Raw genomic sequence first — 16,706 nt, 5'->3', positions numbered from 1 at the left:
CCGGCCGGAGAATTACTGGAATCGTTAAGGATCCGGGGGCACGGACGCCGCTAAGTGCATAATTTATTGAGATTTGAATGCCAGTCTTCGATTAAATGAGGACTCCCTAAATGAAAATCAATCTTTCCCGCACCTTGCTGCTGTTCGGGCTGGTCGTCGGCGCCGGCCTCTTCGTGTCCATCGGTCTTCAGACCTATGCGATCGAGAAGCTCAAGGTGAACGGACCGATCTACAAGTCGATCGTCGAGGGCAAGGATCTGGTTGCCGACATCCTGCCGCCGCCTCTTTACCTGATAGAGTCCTACATGCTGGCAAACGAGATCGGCAGCAACCCCGATCTCTATGCGGTCAATGCCGGAAAGATACGGTCGCTGAGGAAGGACTACGACGAGCGTCGTGCGTACTGGCGTGCATCCGGGCTCCCTGATGAAATCAAGAACGAGCTGGAGAACGATGTTCTCGCCAAGGGAGACGTTTTCTGGAAGGTCATGGACGAGCGCTTTCTGTCTACCGACAGCTCGGTTGACAGGCATGCGGCTCTGATGGAGCTGAAAGACACGTTCCATGCACATGAGGCGGCAGTCCTCAAGCTGGTGAAGATGTCAGACGCGCTGTCGGCAGCGCAGGAGGCCGAAACCGCCCGCATGTCGTCCAGCCTGATGTCGCTGGCGCTCGGTGCTGGTGGCCTGTCGGTCGTGGTGTTCCTGGCTGGCCTCGTCACCATCCGGCAGAGAGCGATCCAGCCGATCACCAAAATGACGACAGCCATGTCGAAGATGGCGGGCGGCAATCTCGACGAGGCTGCCCCTTACGCCGACCGGACCGACGAGATCGGTGCGATGTCTGCGGCGCTCAATGTCTTCCGGACGGCAGGCCTCGAAAATCGAAGCTTGCACGATCAGGCGGAGGCCTCGAGAGCCCAGACCGAAACCGAGCGGCGCGGTCGCGAGGCCGAGCGGCTGGAAGAATCCAGGCAAGTCAAGATGGTGATCGACGCCCTTGGCGCCGGGCTTGGCCGGCTTGCCCAATGCAACATGCAGACGACGATCGATTCAAGCTTCAGCGAGCAGTTCGAACCGCTGCGTGCCGACTTCAACAATTCGCTGGCAAACTTCCAGACGACGCTGGAAGAAGTGCTGCAGAAGACCCGGCTGGTGCACGGCAACGGAACCGAGATGCAGGAGGCTGCGCACAGCCTGTCCAAGCGTACTGAAGAGCAGGCTTCGGCGCTGGAAGAGACTTCCGCAGCACTGGAAGAAGTGACTGCTACCGTACGGTCCTCGTCGGAGCGGAGCCTCGAGACGCGTCACCTCGTTGCCGATGCCAAGCAGTGTGCGCATACCTCGATCATGACCGTGCAGGAATCGGTTGCTGCCATGAACCGCATCCAGGCGGCGTCGGGAGAAATTACGCAGATCATCGGCGTCATCGACGAAATCGCTTTCCAGACGAACCTGCTGGCTTTGAACGCGGGCGTAGAGGCGGCGCGGGCGGGAGATCAGGGCAAGGGCTTCGCTGTCGTTGCCCATGAGGTGCGCGAACTGGCGCAGCGCTCGGCCAAGGCTGCAAAAGAGATCAAAGCGCTCATCGTCAACTCGTCCAACGAGGTCTCGACCGGCGTCCGTCTGGTGGGAGAGACCGGCATTGCCTTGCGCAAGATCGAAGGCTTTGTCTCCGAGATTGACGCCAAGGTGGAAGCCATCGCCACCTCCAGCGTCGAGCAGGCGACGGGCCTCCAGGAAATCAGTTCGGCCGTCAACGCGCTGGACCAGATGACACAGAGAAACGCCGCCATGGCCGAAGAGACGACAGCTCTCAGCAACGAATTGTTCTCCGGGTCCAGCGTGCTGACGGAGCTCGTCGGCCGCTTCAAGCTCAACCGCACAACCACCCTCCGCCACGCCGATGCCGAGATGGATGACCTTGCCCCTGCCGCCAGGCGCCAGCTGCGGCGCGCCTGAGGAAGCACAGTCCGAGGGTTCAATCGCCTGCGCACGGATACGACCTCCGTGCGCAGTCCGCCGTTCTCCCGGAGAGGACGGCACAAATCACGATGTGAGTGTTAGGCCCCGGCAGCAAACTGCGTGACTGTATGCCCCGACATTAAGTCGGTTCGACTTTCCGACAGTGCGCTGGTGCGTGCTTGCTAAGCGGCCAGCATCTGGCTGAGATTGTTGATAATCGTTTCCGGATGGTAGGGCTTGCCGACGAAACGGCTGGCCGCGGGCAGGTCGGATGGCTGGACGTTGCAACGACCGGAGGTGACGATGATCTTGGTGTCCGGCCATTGCATCGACACCACGGCTGCAAGCTTCAGTCCATCCATCGACCCCGGCATATCGACATCCGTAAAGACAGCACAGATTTCTGGATGGGCGGTCAAGACAGCCACGGCATTTGCGACATTCGGGGCTTCGAGAACCTCAAAACCAGCATCCTCGAGTGCGCAGACGATGTCGAGGCGGATCAGCGCTTCGTCCTCGACGACCAAGACCGTCATTCTGTCGCTTGCCATTCCTGGCTCCTGTCCGTTGCTCTGTCTCGATCTAAACGCAGGTACTTGGATTTCGATACAGGCGCATCGCAGATATATCAGGACATGTTTAATTAAATCCGAAGGAAGTGCCGGCGGACCTTAACGTAGTCGTCCCGGCCGTCGCGTGGATCGGCTGGGACGAAGCGCTTAACGCGAGGCGATACGGCCGGGGGCGACCGAGAGGTGGGGAACCACCAGCAGGCGGTTGACTTCGCCGCGCTTGAAGGCTGCGAGGAAGCGGCGGTAATCCTTGAAGGAGACGCAGCCGTTGGAATCGCCACGGCGGCCGAGCATGTAGGTGTGGGCCAGCAGCCCGTCCCGACCGTAGATGGCGCGCGGGTCGACGGGGTTGAGGCGGATCGCCTCGACGCCGTGGAACAGCGATTCGCGCATCGTCAGGTCATAGGTGTGCGGTGGCGTCGGGCCACGGTTCTTCTGGTTGACGTAGCGCGGGTTGTCGATCATCTGGCCAAGCCCGGAATGGGCCTCAAGCTGCTCTCCATTGGGCAGGTACACGCGGGCCGCCGAGATATCGTAGATCGCAACGCGTGTGCGGGCGTTCGGCAACGAGGTCGGTGCCTTGAAGACCGGCTCGTTGTCCATCCCTGCATCGTCAGGACGGGCGTAGGCGAGCAGCGCCTTGGAGGGGCGGGTCAGCTTTGCGGCCGGCGTCGTTGCCGCATCCGGCGAAGGGGCCGGGCGCATGGTTGGCAGCGGAATGCTCGACATCAGCATGTCATCAGCGGAAGACGTGCCAGACGAATCGCCGGAAGCGGTCGGCATGACCAGTCCGAAGGTCTGTTCGACAGCGACGTTTGCGCGCCGTGCATCGGGCTCGACCATGGCAGCGGCGCTGGACGGAAGACCGTCGTCGTTTTCAGCGGGGCGCTGCTGCGGCACGATCTCACGGGTGGAGACAACTGTCGGACGGGCAGGCTTTGCGGCGGCCTGCGGGCGTTGTGCTGGCACGAGGGCCGTCGCGTCGCGTGCGGGAGCAGGCGTCGGGTCGATCATTGCCATCTGGACAGGCCGGTCTGCGGCTGACGCTGTCGCTGCCGTCGTCGGGTTGGGCATAGGTGTCGGAATTTGCGAGCCAGGGCCTGTCGGCGCGGCGCTGGCAAGCGCCAGCCTGTCGTCGCGTGAGGTCACGGGGAGGGCAGGAGCCGAGGCTGTCAATGCGCGTTCGCTGGTCGCTGCGGCGCGGTCGAGATCGACGCTTGCCGTGCGGACGGCGGCGGCATCGGCTGTTCCGGCCGGCACGGCGGCCAATGCCACTTTCAGGGCGGCCATGACGTCGGCAGGCAACGGGCGCCCCGACTTTGCGAGCGCATGGGAAGACTGGCCTGCATCGGCGATCTCGGTCGGTGCATGTACGACGCGGTCGCTCTTGGCAATGACGGAGTAGCTCGGGGCGAGGGCGGCCATTTCGGCAGCGATTGCCGAGCGATGGGCTTTGGCGAGCGCGAGAGCATTGATGCCGGCGGGGTCGAGGGTCGCAAGCCGCAGGCTTGGATGGCCGACAGGCTGCGACGCTGCTCGTGCCACCAGCGCTGGGCCGGATTTCTGCAGGATGGGAGAGCCTGCTGCGTAGGGGCCGACGACGCCCTGAAGAGCGAAGGCGGTGGCTACTACCCAGGAAAAGGCGACCACGCCGGTGCCGATCATCACGGTGCCGACCGTCATGACGCGGGACGAGCCTTTCTTGCCGGCCTTTCCTGCCCTGGGACTGACGTCCCTAAACGTCTCGATCGCAAACGCCATGATACTCGTTCCACACTGATACACACTCGGGCGGCCAGGCGATCCGGATTGCCGGAGCCTGTGCTGGTGGTCAGCTAGACGATGTTCGTCTCCGCTGCTTCCCGCCGCTCGTCTCAAAGAATGAAGAATCTTGGTAACTAAACCCTTTACGCGGTGAATATTAGAAGCCTCTGCCGCAAATTTCTGTCCGTCGCGGCTCAAGAGCGGCACCTTGGCGTTCGTTTTTGGAACAGTTCGGCCGTCTTGACCGTTGCGCCATTCCGGACCGGGTGGTTAATATGACGGTACGATGACGACGCGCTGCATAGGCAATCCGTGCGGCCGAAATATGGGAGAAAAGAAATGGAAAGACGGCTTTTCCTGGCGTTCTGCGCGCTTGTGGCCGTTCCCATGACGGCTTCTGCCCAGCCGCACAGCATCGGCAAGGCGCTGACGGCATGCATCGTGCAGGCTGCCGAAGAAAACAGGCCCGTGGTTCTCGGCAAGGATAAGCCCGTGGCGCAGATTGCCTGCGATGACGACGGCGCCAGGTATTTCTACGACGCGCTCGAAACCCTTGGTGCCGAGACCAGCGATACGTCCGCCGCTGGCGTTACGCTGATCACGCGCCGTTTCGGAAGCGAAGGAGGGCCCGGAGCCTCGCGTTGCCAGCGGAAAGTCAGTGCTTCCGGAAGCTCGAGGGACGAAGACTATCACTGCTGGATCGACCTCGACGTCAACGACACGGTGCTGACGGGCTGGACGGGAAGTCGCCACTGACCTCTCGCTGATGTCGCCGCGCGCCAGACCTTAACAAGCTTTGCACAAGCCATGCCGCCTATGACTCTTCGAAGACGCCGGGATGTGACGCGGCGGGAAAAAGGACAATGATATGTCGAACGAAACAGAGACTTACCGCGACCCCAAGGATTCCACTGTCGCTCTTTTCCTGATGGACAATGATGCAGACAAACTGACGGACATTCTGGTCGCTGCCCTCAGCGAAGCCTTTCGTATTCTTGGCGAGGACGTTCCCTCCGACAGCATTCACTGATCGCCGACAGCGGCCAATTTTTAAGCGCAACGTTTGCGCCGGTCGGCAAAATGCCATAAATTATGCGATAAGGCTGTCAACTTGCAGCTGCGGTTTTCTTCACCGGCAGCACAAGGCGACGATAGTTTTCTTGCATGAGGATGAGATGAACGATTTTTACGTCGGCCAGAAAGTCGTCTGTATCGACGATAAGTTCAAGAACGTGTCGATCGACCAGCTGATCCGCAAGGACGAGATCTATACGATCCGCTGGGTTGGCATGTATTCGCACTACATCGACGGCGAATTTCTCGGCATCAAGGTAGCCGAGATCTTCCGTGGGGACGATGACGGTCCGGAAGGCTATGGTGCTGCCGACATGCCTTATCGCGCCTCCCGTTTCCGGCCACTGGTGGAAGACAAGATCAGCTCGCTGCGCAAGCTGCTGGCACCGACACCCGATGCCCCGGTCGAGCCCCAGAAGAAGGCGCCCGTCAAGAAGACCGAAAAAGTCTGAACCGACGGTATATCGGCATTTATAGCCTCCGACTGCCTGAACCTTCACCGCATGAACACGTTAGACGTGTTCATGCAACCTGGAGGACTGTCGGGATGAGCGAAATGACTTTGAAAGACCTGGCCGAAAAGATGCGCGATATCGATATCGCCATGCTCCTGACGCATGCCGAAAACGGTACAATTGCCGGGCGGCCGATGAGCAATAACGGCGATGTCGACTACGATGGCGACAGCTATTACTTCACCTGGGAAGAGGCCAAGATGGTCGCCGACATCGAGGCCAATCCAATGGTGTCGCTGACATTTCAAGGCGAGAAGTCTTTCGCGGTCGCTGTAGAAGGCGAAGCAGCGCTGATCCGCGACAAGGCACGATTTGCCGAGCACTGGACGAGCGAGCTGGACGTCTGGTTCCAGGACGGTGTGGATACCCCGGGCGTTGTGATGATCCACGTCCATGCCGAACGCGTCCATTACTGGGACGGGGAGGATCAAGGCGAGGTTCAGGTTCCGGAGGACGATCAGTAGCCTCGTGAGGGACAATCGGGCGCATACCTGCAGATTACACAACCTTACGTCTTGTCGGATGTTGCCTGCACCCTATGTCATTCCCATCGCGCTCCTTGAGAAATGAGCGGCGATAACGCCGAATTGGAGTACCGATGAAGAAAATTTTTACAGGTTTTGCTGCAGCAGCGCTTGCTGCGATGGTTGGCCTTTCCGGAGTTGCGCCGGCTTCTGCCGCGCCGCTGCCTGCCATGACAATGGCTGGTGGCTCTGACGTTACGACTGTCCAGTACAATCCCGATGCGCCACCGCCTCGTCGCATGAACCGCGATCGCCGCAGCCCACCTGGTTACCGCAACGATGAACGCCCTGGCTTCCGACGCGGTCCTCCGCGCGATCGTCGCGGCAATTGGAACGGTTATCGTGGCTATGAGCAACGCCGTCCCGGCTATCGCCGCCACAGCGATGGTTTCTGGTATCCATCGGGCGCGTTCCGTATCCGGATCCAGTAATCAATATCAGCTTCAGCGACTACAAAGGCGACCTCAGGGTCGCCTTTTTTTCCGTCAATTTTGTCGAATTTGGGCGTTGCTTGCCTATCAATGGCGCCTGTCCGATCATCACAGTTTGCTAACCATCAACCGACGTGGGAGACACAACTTGACGTTGGCACGGTAAATCTACGGTGCCAATCGGCCGTCGCATTAAGATTTCGTCCATAGCATCCCAACAGAGCGCAACTAGACTGCTCGGGAAAACAAGGGGAATTGCAGTGTCTGACAAGAAGGCCGCCGAAAAGCTACAATACGGAAATCGCTTCGGAAACGACATCGTAAAGTTGGCGAATGCCTCCCTCAGCCTTGCCTCCCAATCTTCCGAATCCGAAATCGCAGCTGCGAAATACGCCCGATGGTTCAGCAACGGCGAGGTAATACCGGAGCCATCCGAGACGTCACGAGCGCGTTTCCGCAAGATCCTGCCGACAATGGACGCCATCGAGGTTGCGTCGGCGACGCGCGAAAACCTGTCGATCCTTGGGAACGACGCGCATGATCTTTTTTCCGATCGACTGCCGGCCAACAACCGGATGAGGAAAGCGAACCGCTCCAGCGTGCTGCCTTCCATCCCCTATCTCGGCAGCTGCAAGTTCGGCGAAGTGGTGGTCGGCCAGTCGTCCGCGAGCTATTCGGTGCTGCAGCTTTTCATCGCCAATTTCGACGGGGAATTCGACACCTCCGCCGGTGCAAGCTTCTACAAGCCGAATAGTCGCGAATTCGACCAGATGTTTTTTGGCGTGCATGTCGTGGTTGATCGGGATGGTAATCCGCTGGGTTTCGATCGCAAGCGCGGCGTCGACGGTATCGCATTCAAGACGAAGGATCTGAACAAGGCGCTTTACAATGTTGCCGCCGCTGCCACCGGCCTTTCGATGGAGCAACTGAAGGCAAGGGCGCAGGCGGCTGCGCGCAAGAGGTAGGCCGCGCTAGTCTTCCCTTTGGCCCGCATCGATAATCCGGTCTTCCGCCATGCGGCGGTCCATGTGGATGGAGAAAAGCTTGGCGGTGAGATGGACGACGTTGCGCGCCTCATAGCGGATCTTCATCTTGTCGATCCGGTGCTCGATGGTCCGCTGCGACAAGCCAAGCTCCACGGCGATTTCCCTGGCGGTCTCGCCCTCCATCAGCAGTTGGATGATGACTTCGTCAACCGGGTCCAGCTTGGCGTCAACAGGCGCCTTGAAAAGGAAACGGCCTTCGGTGAACGATACGCACCATTCCGCCCGGTCGTTGGTCTTTTGAGGAATCAGCAAACGGTCGTAGCCGACATTGATGCCAGCAATTTTTGTCAGGACCAGATCGATCAAGGGCTTTCGCAGCGAAAGCGCGCGGCTGTAATGGGGGATGACGGCGTCGAGGAGGTAGGTCCTGTCTGGCAAGTTCCTCAACGGACCGTCGGGAAACATCTTTTTCAGATTGAGAATGCGACTGTTGATCCCGTAGGGCTTGATGCGCCGGAAATACCAGTCGAGAGGATCATCGCTTCTGGTGTCGATGAAGTTGAGCGACATCTTCAGAGACATGGCCTCGCTTATCGTGCCGCAAAACGTCTCCGGATCTTCTATCGGGCTGGTTGCATCCAGCCAGTTGTCGATCAGGGTCTGGGATATGGAATTGAAAGTCGATTTTGAAGTCATGCTAGGCTTACCGTAACGGCAAGCCCGCAGATTCGCATGGTTGATTTAACAATTATCAATCTGTCGCGTGGGTTGTTTTTTGCGACTGTTGCGCGAATATCTCACGTCAGGCCGAGACCCCGTGGTCCGACGTCGGTCAGCCCCTTAGGTTCATGCGTTGTGCAAAGCGCTGAGAAGATCTTCCTGCGTACGATGTCCCGCATGAAAGAGGTCGATTGCCCTGTTGGCTGCCGCAAGGCCGGCCTGGCTTGAAAGTTTAATTTCCCGTTCCGCACACCAAGCGTAGAGGGCACCGGCGAGAACGTCGACTTCTTCGGAGCAGATCGGCGTCTGGATCAGCATGGTCATATCGCCACCCTCTTGATGAAAGCACCCGCGATCAGGTGACGATCCCATAAAGCCGCGATTTTGCTAATATTCAAGCAAGACCGCGCGGGGGTGTTAATATCCTCCGAAAACGGGACACCCACCGTTCCGTAACGGTACATTACTGCTGTTTGGAAGGCGCTGCTGCCCCGGACTGGGGCAGATCGGTCCCTGGAATTTCAGGGACTTTTGGGACGACGAGAAGCAGCACAGTCAGGATGACGGCCAGCCCGACCATGGCTGCGAGGATGATTTGTGCACGACGCGAGATCACTGGCGATTAAGCCTCGATGCTTCTATTGATGCGCTGATCAGTTCCTCGGCAAAGCTGAAGGCAGATTCTGCGTCCTCGCTGCCGAGCTTCAGTTCACCGCACTTCGCATGCATGGCGCGGCGAATTTCCTCCAGAAGAGCCTTGTCGACCTTCTGATCGCCTTCGCTGAGCGCGTGGGTGAGGGCGCATTGGGCCAAGATCTCCAGCACCGCGAGGCGACCTTCGATTTCCCCCAGCGACGGAATTGCATTTTTCGCGCTATCGCGAGCACAGTCACGGGTTGTGTTAAGCATAGCTATCGCCTCCTGATGACAACTTTACTAAACGCACCATGCGCGCAATGGTTCGCTCCTCCAAACAATTTCGTCGCTGTTTCGCCTTTAGTCTGCGGGACACAGCGATGCGTCGGCCAGAACATCCCTGCAGCGGGGCGAACGGCGGAAATCATCGTAATACATGGTCCATTCAGTAGTGTCCGCGTCGCGGTAAGGGCCGAACTTGAAATACTGGTTCCTGCCGAGACCTTTGTCCGCATGACCGATATGTCCCTTGACGGTGACAATCCATTTATCGTTGGCAAAAATCTCGATGCGGCCGGTGCCGTCTGGTCCGGGCTGGGTGTAGATGGCGAAATCGATCCAGCCTGAACCGGGCGTCGGCAGCTTGTTGCCGCGATCGGTGATGGTCATTGCATCCGTGCAACTGGTGAACTCGCCGCCGTCGCTCTTGGTCCAGGTGGCGTCTGTCGCGACGAGGGCACGCATCTGGTTGGTGTCGGGGCGGTACCAGACAGGCGTCTGGCCGGAAGCGCAGGATCCGGGATTTGCGCTTGGCGCACCCGTCGGCGGCGCGACATAGTTCGTCTCGACAGTCGCAAACAACTTGCCGTTGTTGAGGCGCAGGGCGAGGAAGGGGCTGAAGTCGCCCTTGGCCTCCGGGCCGATCTCGCGCTTCCACTGGGCAATCAGGTAACGATGGTCTCCTGATGGTATCGGATCGGCGAACTTGACCGCAAACCCGTACCAGACGCCTTGATCATAGGGGACGCGGTATTTGGTTTTTTCCCAGATCTCGGCGCGTTCGCTGCAATTTTCTTTGCCGGCTGCGCAATTCGGCTTGATGGTGAGTTTCAACGCGCCGCCGCCGCTTCGGCTCACCGCCGACTGGAACTGGTAGGTGCCTGCCTTCTGCTCGGCGTTATTGCGATAGTAGAGGTGACCGGCCGGGGCGAAATCTTTCCCGTCGAAGCCGTCGCGCAGCACTTGCTGACCGCCGTCTTCCGCCCGGGCGCTGGCAATCCGCGAGATCGCGGTCAGGATGGCCAGAAAGATGATCTTGGCGCGCATTAAGTCGGGCTCCGGCATATTTCGATTGTCGCATCATTGACGTGTACGCAGCGCCTCGGCAAGGGGCGGTGATTGGACAATCGAAGACAAGCCGGTGGACAAACAGCGCGCTTGGGGCTTGATTGCGTTCAGAGAAGACGAGGGAGTTCCGACCATGACCATTGACCACGATCTCAGCCGCATTGCCGTGCAGGAAGAAGTGCTGCGCTTCGACTCGTTCGATCTCTCCACCGCCTGGGTTCTTGGCAATCTGCTGCACGATCTGGCGCGCGAGCGCAATCTCGGCGTGGCCATCGACATCACCCTGCATTCGATGCCGGTATTCTACGTAGCGCTTGCCGGCTCGACGCCGGATAACGCCAACTGGATCCGCCGCAAGCGGGCGATGGTGCTGCGCTATTTCCGCAGCAGCTATGCCAGCGGTCTTGAATTGAAGAAGGCCGGCAAGACTGTCGAGAACAACGGACTGTCGTCGGCCGACTATGCGCCGCATGGCGGCAGCTTCCCGATCCACGTCATCGGCACAGGCTGCATCGGCGCCGTCACCGTCTCCGGCCTGCCACAGCGCGACGACCACAATCTGGTGGTCGAGGCGCTGGCACTGACGCTCGGGCATGAATTGCACAATCTCAGCCTGGCGACGGAATAGCCACGCGAAATGCGGCGCGGGACGGCATCGCCCCGCGTCGTCATCGAACTGCGATCAGAGCTTGCCGCAGGCTTCCGATATCACTTTGGTCAGGCTGCCGGTCGCCGGAAATAGCGGGATCAGGCAGGCTTGCAGGGCGTGGTAGATATCGCCCTTGCCGGTAAACAGCGTGTGGGCAGGGGCCAGATCTTCCGTCAGTTCCTCATGCCAGCCCCCGTTCTGACGGTCTATAAACGCCTTGCCGACGATATCCCAGATCTTGCGATAGCTCTGCTCGTGGAAGTCATCAGGCAGATGCGCGTTGAGATAGTGGGCAGCACCGGCTCCTTCGCAGGCCGGCCACCACAGCTTGTTGCGCTTGGCCGGGACATCCTCCCAATCGAGCGTGTAGAAAAAGCCACCGATCTCCTTGTCCCAGCCCAGTGACATGGACTGCGCAAACAGGTGGCGAGCCGCTTCCGGCATCCAGTCGTGGTGCTTGCCGCCCAGCGTCCAGAGCTGCAGCACGAGGCGTGCCCACTCCAGCCAGTGGCCGGGCGTCGTGCCGGACGGGCGGAACATCTCGTTGCCGCGATAGGTCTTGTCGAGTTGCCACTGGGCATCGAAATGCTCGGGCACGCGGAAGCCGACGACGGCTGCCTGCCGGCGGATGATGAGGTCGGCGATACGCTCGGCCTTGTCGAGGTATGACCTGTCGCCCGTCGCCTCGAACGCTGCCATCAGCGCCTCGGTCAGATGCATGTTGGAGTTCTGGCCATGGTAGTCACCGATCGGTGACCAATCCTGATTGAACTCTTCGGCGATGGCGCCGTGGCTGTCTTCCCAGAATTTCTCGTCGATTATTTTCGTTATGTCGGCGAGCATCTCGTCCGCCAGCGGATGGCCGACGGTCTTTGCCGATGATGCGGCGAGCAGCACGAAGGCGTGGCCGTAACCCTGCTTGCTGGCATCGACGGGACCGTCATTGTTGACAGTCCAGAAGTAGCCGCCATGGGTCTTGTCGCGGTGATGATGCCAGAGGTAGCTCATACCGTGGTCGATGATCTCGTCGGCCCCGGGCCGCCCCAGCAGGCTGGCGATCGAAAAGCAGTGGACCATGCGGGCTGACGAATGAATGCCGCGCACCGGGTTGTCGGCATCGAGCGGCTTGCCCGCATCGTCCATGTCGTAAAACCCGCCCTTCGGATTGACGGCGCGATACTGGAAGAAATCGAACAAGCCGTTGGCCTGATCGAGCAGCCAGCGGCGATGATAGTCGCGGTTGCTCCAGTTTCCCAGCGTGGCGGGTTCAGCTGCGATCATAAGTGTTTCCTCCGGGAGTCTATAGATGCCGAGCGCAGAGCGCGCCCTTGGCCGGGATTCTTAGTGTCAGTGATCCGACAAGAACAGAGCTGCGGCGTCAAGTGCGTTGCGCGCACTCGGGGTGCTTGTCGGTGGATCGCTGAAAAACGTGGTGCAGGCTGCATAGATATCAAGCCGCACTTCACCACCCTTGCCCTCTGCGGCTGCAGCGTGTTTTGCGACGGTCAAGGCGCCAGCAACCAAGACCGAAGTCCGGTAATGGCGGGCACACCTGCATGTTTTTTGCCGTTCGGCAAAAAGAGCGGCTATATTGCAAATCACTATAGTCGACCGCATATATTGACATAAAGATATCTTTATGTGATTGAATGCGGAGTCGCAGTCGGGTCGAGGGAGTATGCTGGTGTTTGACGATCTTTTTGGTCCGGAAGCGGCAAAGCGGGATGGCAGTGACGTGTTCGCGGCGCTGAAGCAGGCAGCCAGCGAGCGTATTCTGGTGCTCGATGGTGCCATGGGCACGCAGATTCAGGGGCTTGGCTTCGACGAGGAGCAGTTCCGCGGCGATCGCTTCATCGGCTGCGCCTGTCACCAGCAGGGCAATAACGACCTTCTGATCCTCAGCCAGCCCGACGCCATCGAGGAAATCCACTATCGCTACGCCATGGCCGGCGCCGACATCCTGGAAACCAACACGTTTTCCTCGACGCGCATCGCCCAGGCCGACTACGAGATGGAAGGCGCTGTCTACGATCTCAACAAGGAGGGGGCACGCGTCGTGCGCCGGGCTGCCATCCGTGCCGAGCGTGAAGACGGCCGTCGCCGCTTTGTCGCCGGCGCCATCGGCCCGACAAACCGTACGGCATCGATCTCGCCCGACGTCAACAATCCCGGTTTCCGCGCCGTCTCCTTCGACGAGTTGCGCATTGCTTATGGCGAGCAGATCGATGGGCTGATCGATGGCGGCGCCGACATCATCCTGATCGAAACCATTTTCGACACGCTGAACGCCAAGGCGGCGATCTTCGCCTGCGAGGAGCGTTTTATCGCCAAGGGCGTCCGCCTGCCGGTTATGATCTCCGGCACCATCACCGACCTTTCCGGCCGTACCCTGTCCGGCCAGACGCCGTCGGCGTTCTGGAACGCGGTTCGCCATTCCAATCCGTTCACCATCGGCCTTAACTGCGCGCTCGGTGCCAATGCCATGCGGCCGCATCTGCAGGAGCTGTCAGGCGCTGCCGACACGTTGATCTGCGCCTATCCGAATGCCGGCCTGCCGAACGAATTCGGCCAATACGACGAGACGCCCGAGATGATGGCGGCGCAGATCGAGGGCTTTGCAGCCGAGGGTCTGGTCAACATCGTCGGCGGCTGCTGCGGCTCGACGCCGGACCATATCCGCGCCATCGCCGAAGCCGTGTCGAAATACAAGCCGCGCGCCATCCCCGAACATCGTCCCTTCATGTCGCTGTCGGGTCTCGAGCCGTTCCAGCTCACCAAGGATATTCCGTTCGTCAACGTCGGCGAGCGCACCAACGTCACCGGCTCGGCGAAATTCCGCAAGCTTATCACCAATGCCGACTACAACGCGGCCCTGGCTGTCGCTCGCGACCAGGTCGAGGCCGGCGCCCAGGTGATCGACATCAACATGGATGAAGGCCTGATCGATTCCGAGAAGGCGATGGTCGAGTTCCTGAACCTGATCGCAGCCGAGCCTGATATCGCCCGCGTGCCTGTCATGATCGACTCGTCGAAATGGTCGATCATCGAGGCCGGCCTGAAATGCGTCCAGGGCAAGTCGATCGTCAACTCGATCTCGCTGAAGGAAGGCGAGGAGAAGTTCCTCGAGCAGGCACGGCTGGTACATGCCTATGGTGCCGCGGTCGTCGTCATGGCATTCGACGAGACCGGCCAGGCCGACACCTACCAGCGCAAGGTCGATATCTGCACCCGCGCCTACAAGATCCTGACCGAACAGGCGGGCATCTTACCCGAGGATATCATCTTCGATCCGAACGTTTTTGCGGTCGCCACCGGCATCGAGGAGCATAACAATTACGGCGTCGATTTCATCGAGGCGACGCGGACCATCCGGCAGACCATGCCACTGGTGCATATCTCCGGCGGTGTCTCGAACCTGTCCTTCTCGTTCCGCGGCAACGATACGGTGCGCGAGGCGATGCACTCTGTCTTCCTCTATCACGCCATCCAGGCGGGGATGGACATGGGTATCGTCAATGCCGGCCAACTGGTCGTCTATGACACCATCGATCCTGTTCTGCGCGAGGCTTGCGAGGACGTGGTTCTCAACCGCCGCCCTGACGGCACGGAGCGGCTGCTCGAGGTCGCCGAGCGCTATCGCGGAACCGGCGTGCGCGAAGCCCGTGTACAGGATATGTCCTGGCGCGAGCTCCCGGTTGAAAAGCGCATAGAGCACGCGCTGGTCAACGGCGTTACCGAATTTATCGAGGCCGACACCGAGGAGGCGCGCCAGGGTGTCGAACGACCGCTGCACGTCATCGAAGGCCCCCTGATGTCCGGCATGAACGTCGTCGGCGACCTGTTCGGCTCGGGCAAGATGTTCCTGCCGCAGGTGGTCAAATCCGCTCGAGTCATGAAGCAGGCCGTCGCCGTATTGCTGCCCTACATGGAGGCTGAAAAGCTGGCCAATGGCGGCAACGGCGAGCGCGAGGCGGCCGGCAAGGTGCTGATGGCAACGGTCAAGGGCGACGTCCACGATATCGGCAAGAACATCGTTGGCGTCGTGCTTGCCTGCAACAACTACGACATCATCGACCTCGGCGTCATGGTGCCGGCGGCGAAGATCCTTGAGACAGCAATCCGCGAGAAGGTCGACATCATCGGCCTATCCGGCCTGATCACCCCGTCGCTCGACGAAATGGTGCATGTCGCCGCAGAGATGGAGCGCCAGGGCTTCAATATTCCCCTGCTGATCGGCGGAGCGACGACAAGCCGCGTTCATACGGCGGTGAAGATCCACCCGGGCTATTCCTCTGGCCAGGCGGTCTACGTCACCGATGCGTCGCGCGCAGTCGGCGTCGTCTCGGCGCTGTTGTCGCCGGAGGGCAAGAAGAATTATGTCGACACCATCCGCGAGGAATACGCCAAGGTTGCGGCAGCGCATGCCCGCAACGAACTGGAAAAGGTCCGCCTGCCGCTTTCCCGTGCCCGCGAAAATCCTGAGAAGCTCGACTGGTCGGCCTATACCCCAAAGACGCCGTCGTTCTTCGGCACGAAGATCTTCGAGGACTATGATCTCGCCGAGCTGGCGCAATACATCGACTGGACGCCGTTCTTCCAGACCTGGGAGCTGAAGGGCCGCTATCCCGCCATTCTCGAGGACGAAAAGCAGGGCGAGGCGGCACGCGCACTGTTTGCTGACGCACAAGCGATGCTGAAGAAAATCATCGATGAAAAGTGGTTTCGTCCGCGCGCCGTCATTGGTTTCTGGCCAGCAGGTGCCGTCGGCGACGATATCAAGCTTTTTGCCGACGAGACGCGGACTGCGGAGCTTGCGACTTTCTACACGCTTCGCCAGCAGCTCTCGAAGCGCGATGGACGGCCGAATGTGGCGCTGTCGGATTTCGTGGCCCCCGTCGACAGCGGCGCTAGGGATTACATCGGTGGCTTCGTGGTCACGGCTGGTGTCGAGGAAGTGGCGATTTCTGAACGCTTCGCCGGCGCCAACGACGACTACTCGTCCATCCTGGTGAAGGCGCTGGCCGACCGTTTTGCGGAAGCTTTTGCCGAGCGCATGCATGAACGGGTGCGCCGCGAATTCTGGGGATATGCGACCGAAGAGACCCTGTCGCCCGAGGAGATGATCAGCGAGACCTATGCCGGTATCCGGCCGGCGCCGGGATATCCGGCCCAACCTGATCATACCGAGAAGGAAACGCTGTTCCGGCTGCTCGATGCGGAAGCGGCCACCGGCGTCAAGCTGACCGAGAGCTATGCCATGTGGCCGGGCTCGTCAGTGTCCGGCGTCTATATCGGCCACCCCGGCTCCTACTATTTCGGTGTCGCCAAAGTCGAGCGCGACCAGGTGCAGGATTATGCCGCCCGCAAGGGAATGCCGGTCGAGCAAGTCGAGCGCTGGCTCGGCCCGGTGCTCAACTACGTGCCGAACAAGCGCGAGGAAAAGATCGACGCTGCCGCCTGATCGGCGTGTCTTTGCAAGCGGTTAGGGCTAGACGCTGGCGATTTGATTCACGTTCATGCGGCC

Annotated in this window: 16 protein-coding genes; 9 read left to right on the top strand and 7 right to left on the bottom strand. The window is 60.1% G+C overall.

Annotated features, from left to right (window positions below):
• Nucleotides 1-110: 110 nt before the first annotated feature.
• Entirely contained in the window at nt 111-1,961 is a 1,851-nt protein-coding gene (locus J5289_RS13625; RefSeq protein ID WP_209184244.1) for a methyl-accepting chemotaxis protein, read from the top strand.
• A 185-nt stretch (nt 1,962-2,146) separates the two neighbouring features.
• Here J5289_RS13625 and J5289_RS13620 read toward each other — a convergent pair whose 3' ends face one another.
• Together J5289_RS13620 and J5289_RS13615 are read right to left on the bottom strand one after the other, a co-directional pair.
• Nucleotides 2,147-2,515, bottom strand: coding sequence for a response regulator (locus tag J5289_RS13620; RefSeq protein ID WP_209184239.1), 369 nt, complete (start codon nt 2,513-2,515; stop codon nt 2,147-2,149).
• A 168-nt stretch (nt 2,516-2,683) separates the two neighbouring features.
• The gene (locus J5289_RS13615) at nt 2,684-4,297 is read right to left on the bottom strand and encodes a tlde1 domain-containing protein (RefSeq protein ID WP_247750651.1); all 1,614 of its coding nucleotides are present in this window, start codon (nt 4,295-4,297) and stop codon (nt 2,684-2,686) included.
• A gap of 342 nt (nt 4,298-4,639) precedes the next feature.
• Between J5289_RS13615 and J5289_RS13610 the strand changes: the two genes are divergently transcribed.
• The 6 genes from J5289_RS13610 to J5289_RS13585 all read left to right on the top strand — a co-directional run bounded on the left by J5289_RS13610 (nt 4,640) and on the right by J5289_RS13585 (nt 7,809).
• Nucleotides 4,640-5,056, top strand: coding sequence for a hypothetical protein (locus J5289_RS13610; RefSeq protein ID WP_142823261.1), 417 nt, complete (start codon nt 4,640-4,642; stop codon nt 5,054-5,056).
• Between the two features lie 112 nt (nt 5,057-5,168).
• The gene (locus J5289_RS13605) at nt 5,169-5,330 is read left to right on the top strand and encodes a hypothetical protein (RefSeq protein WP_162854782.1); all 162 of its coding nucleotides are present in this window, start codon (nt 5,169-5,171) and stop codon (nt 5,328-5,330) included.
• A gap of 145 nt (nt 5,331-5,475) precedes the next feature.
• A complete protein-coding gene (locus J5289_RS13600) occupies nt 5,476-5,826 on the top strand; it encodes a CAP-Gly domain protein (RefSeq protein WP_142823260.1) in 351 nt (116 codons plus the stop codon).
• 95 nt (nt 5,827-5,921) lie between these two features.
• Complete coding sequence (locus J5289_RS13595) at nt 5,922-6,353, top strand: pyridoxamine 5'-phosphate oxidase family protein (protein WP_209206513.1); 432 nt, start codon at nt 5,922-5,924, stop codon at nt 6,351-6,353.
• A 134-nt stretch (nt 6,354-6,487) separates the two neighbouring features.
• On the top strand, nt 6,488-6,844 hold the full coding sequence (locus J5289_RS13590) for a hypothetical protein (RefSeq protein WP_142823258.1): 357 nt from the start codon (nt 6,488-6,490) through the stop codon (nt 6,842-6,844).
• A gap of 260 nt (nt 6,845-7,104) precedes the next feature.
• Nucleotides 7,105-7,809 carry a hypothetical protein gene (locus J5289_RS13585; protein ID WP_142823257.1) on the top strand — a complete coding sequence of 235 codons (705 nt, stop codon included), beginning with the start codon at nt 7,105-7,107 and terminating at the stop codon, nt 7,807-7,809.
• A gap of 6 nt (nt 7,810-7,815) precedes the next feature.
• On the opposite strand, the gene J5289_RS13580 is transcribed toward J5289_RS13585, so the two are convergent.
• The 4 genes from J5289_RS13580 to J5289_RS13565 all read right to left on the bottom strand — a co-directional run bounded on the left by J5289_RS13580 (nt 7,816) and on the right by J5289_RS13565 (nt 10,512).
• Entirely contained in the window at nt 7,816-8,526 is a 711-nt protein-coding gene (locus J5289_RS13580) for a LuxR C-terminal-related transcriptional regulator (protein WP_209184237.1), read from the bottom strand.
• Nucleotides 8,527-8,676: 150 nt separating this feature from the next.
• On the bottom strand, nt 8,677-8,868 hold the full coding sequence (locus J5289_RS13575; protein ID WP_374108584.1) for a hypothetical protein: 192 nt from the start codon (nt 8,866-8,868) through the stop codon (nt 8,677-8,679).
• 294 nt (nt 8,869-9,162) lie between these two features.
• The gene (locus J5289_RS13570) at nt 9,163-9,459 is read right to left on the bottom strand and encodes a hypothetical protein (protein ID WP_209184233.1); all 297 of its coding nucleotides are present in this window, start codon (nt 9,457-9,459) and stop codon (nt 9,163-9,165) included.
• Between the two features lie 87 nt (nt 9,460-9,546).
• Nucleotides 9,547-10,512 carry a polysaccharide lyase gene (locus J5289_RS13565; protein ID WP_209184228.1) on the bottom strand — a complete coding sequence of 322 codons (966 nt, stop codon included), beginning with the start codon at nt 10,510-10,512 and terminating at the stop codon, nt 9,547-9,549.
• Between the two features lie 154 nt (nt 10,513-10,666).
• Here J5289_RS13565 and J5289_RS13560 point away from each other — a divergent pair, with 154 nt between their 5' ends.
• Complete coding sequence (locus J5289_RS13560; protein WP_209184227.1) at nt 10,667-11,161, top strand: heme-degrading domain-containing protein; 495 nt, start codon at nt 10,667-10,669, stop codon at nt 11,159-11,161.
• Nucleotides 11,162-11,215: 54 nt separating this feature from the next.
• On the opposite strand, the gene J5289_RS13555 is transcribed toward J5289_RS13560, so the two are convergent.
• A complete protein-coding gene (locus J5289_RS13555; protein ID WP_209187497.1) occupies nt 11,216-12,463 on the bottom strand; it encodes an AGE family epimerase/isomerase in 1,248 nt (415 codons plus the stop codon).
• Nucleotides 12,464-12,866: 403 nt separating this feature from the next.
• Here J5289_RS13555 and metH point away from each other — a divergent pair, with 403 nt between their 5' ends.
• The gene (metH, locus tag J5289_RS13550) at nt 12,867-16,643 is read left to right on the top strand and encodes a methionine synthase (protein WP_209184223.1); all 3,777 of its coding nucleotides are present in this window, start codon (nt 12,867-12,869) and stop codon (nt 16,641-16,643) included.
• Nucleotides 16,644-16,706 lie beyond the last annotated feature (63 nt).

The sequence above is a fragment of the Rhizobium sp. B230/85 genome, assembly GCF_019355735.1.
Taxonomy (GTDB): domain Bacteria; phylum Pseudomonadota; class Alphaproteobacteria; order Rhizobiales; family Rhizobiaceae; genus Rhizobium; species Rhizobium rhododendri.
This window is presented reverse-complemented; position numbering and strand designations above follow the sequence as displayed.

Coding starts and splice junctions, on each gene's coding strand:
- J5289_RS13560 (WP_209184227.1), top strand. CDS start 10,667: ATGACCATTGACCACGATCTCAGCCGCATTGCCGTGCAGGAAGAAGTG.
- J5289_RS13555 (WP_209187497.1), bottom strand. CDS start 12,463: ATGATCGCAGCTGAACCCGCCACGCTGGGAAACTGGAGCAACCGCGAC.
- J5289_RS13620 (WP_209184239.1), bottom strand. CDS start 2,515: ATGGCAAGCGACAGAATGACGGTCTTGGTCGTCGAGGACGAAGCGCTG.
- J5289_RS13600 (WP_142823260.1), top strand. CDS start 5,476: ATGAACGATTTTTACGTCGGCCAGAAAGTCGTCTGTATCGACGATAAG.
- J5289_RS13615 (WP_247750651.1), bottom strand. CDS start 4,297: ATGGCGTTTGCGATCGAGACGTTTAGGGACGTCAGTCCCAGGGCAGGA.
- J5289_RS13595 (WP_209206513.1), top strand. CDS start 5,922: ATGAGCGAAATGACTTTGAAAGACCTGGCCGAAAAGATGCGCGATATC.
- J5289_RS13610 (WP_142823261.1), top strand. CDS start 4,640: ATGGAAAGACGGCTTTTCCTGGCGTTCTGCGCGCTTGTGGCCGTTCCC.
- J5289_RS13590 (WP_142823258.1), top strand. CDS start 6,488: ATGAAGAAAATTTTTACAGGTTTTGCTGCAGCAGCGCTTGCTGCGATG.
- J5289_RS13625 (WP_209184244.1), top strand. CDS start 111: ATGAAAATCAATCTTTCCCGCACCTTGCTGCTGTTCGGGCTGGTCGTC.
- J5289_RS13570 (WP_209184233.1), bottom strand. CDS start 9,459: ATGCTTAACACAACCCGTGACTGTGCTCGCGATAGCGCGAAAAATGCA.
- J5289_RS13575 (WP_374108584.1), bottom strand. CDS start 8,868: ATGCTGATCCAGACGCCGATCTGCTCCGAAGAAGTCGACGTTCTCGCC.
- J5289_RS13565 (WP_209184228.1), bottom strand. CDS start 10,512: ATGCGCGCCAAGATCATCTTTCTGGCCATCCTGACCGCGATCTCGCGG.
- J5289_RS13605 (WP_162854782.1), top strand. CDS start 5,169: ATGTCGAACGAAACAGAGACTTACCGCGACCCCAAGGATTCCACTGTC.
- J5289_RS13580 (WP_209184237.1), bottom strand. CDS start 8,526: ATGACTTCAAAATCGACTTTCAATTCCATATCCCAGACCCTGATCGAC.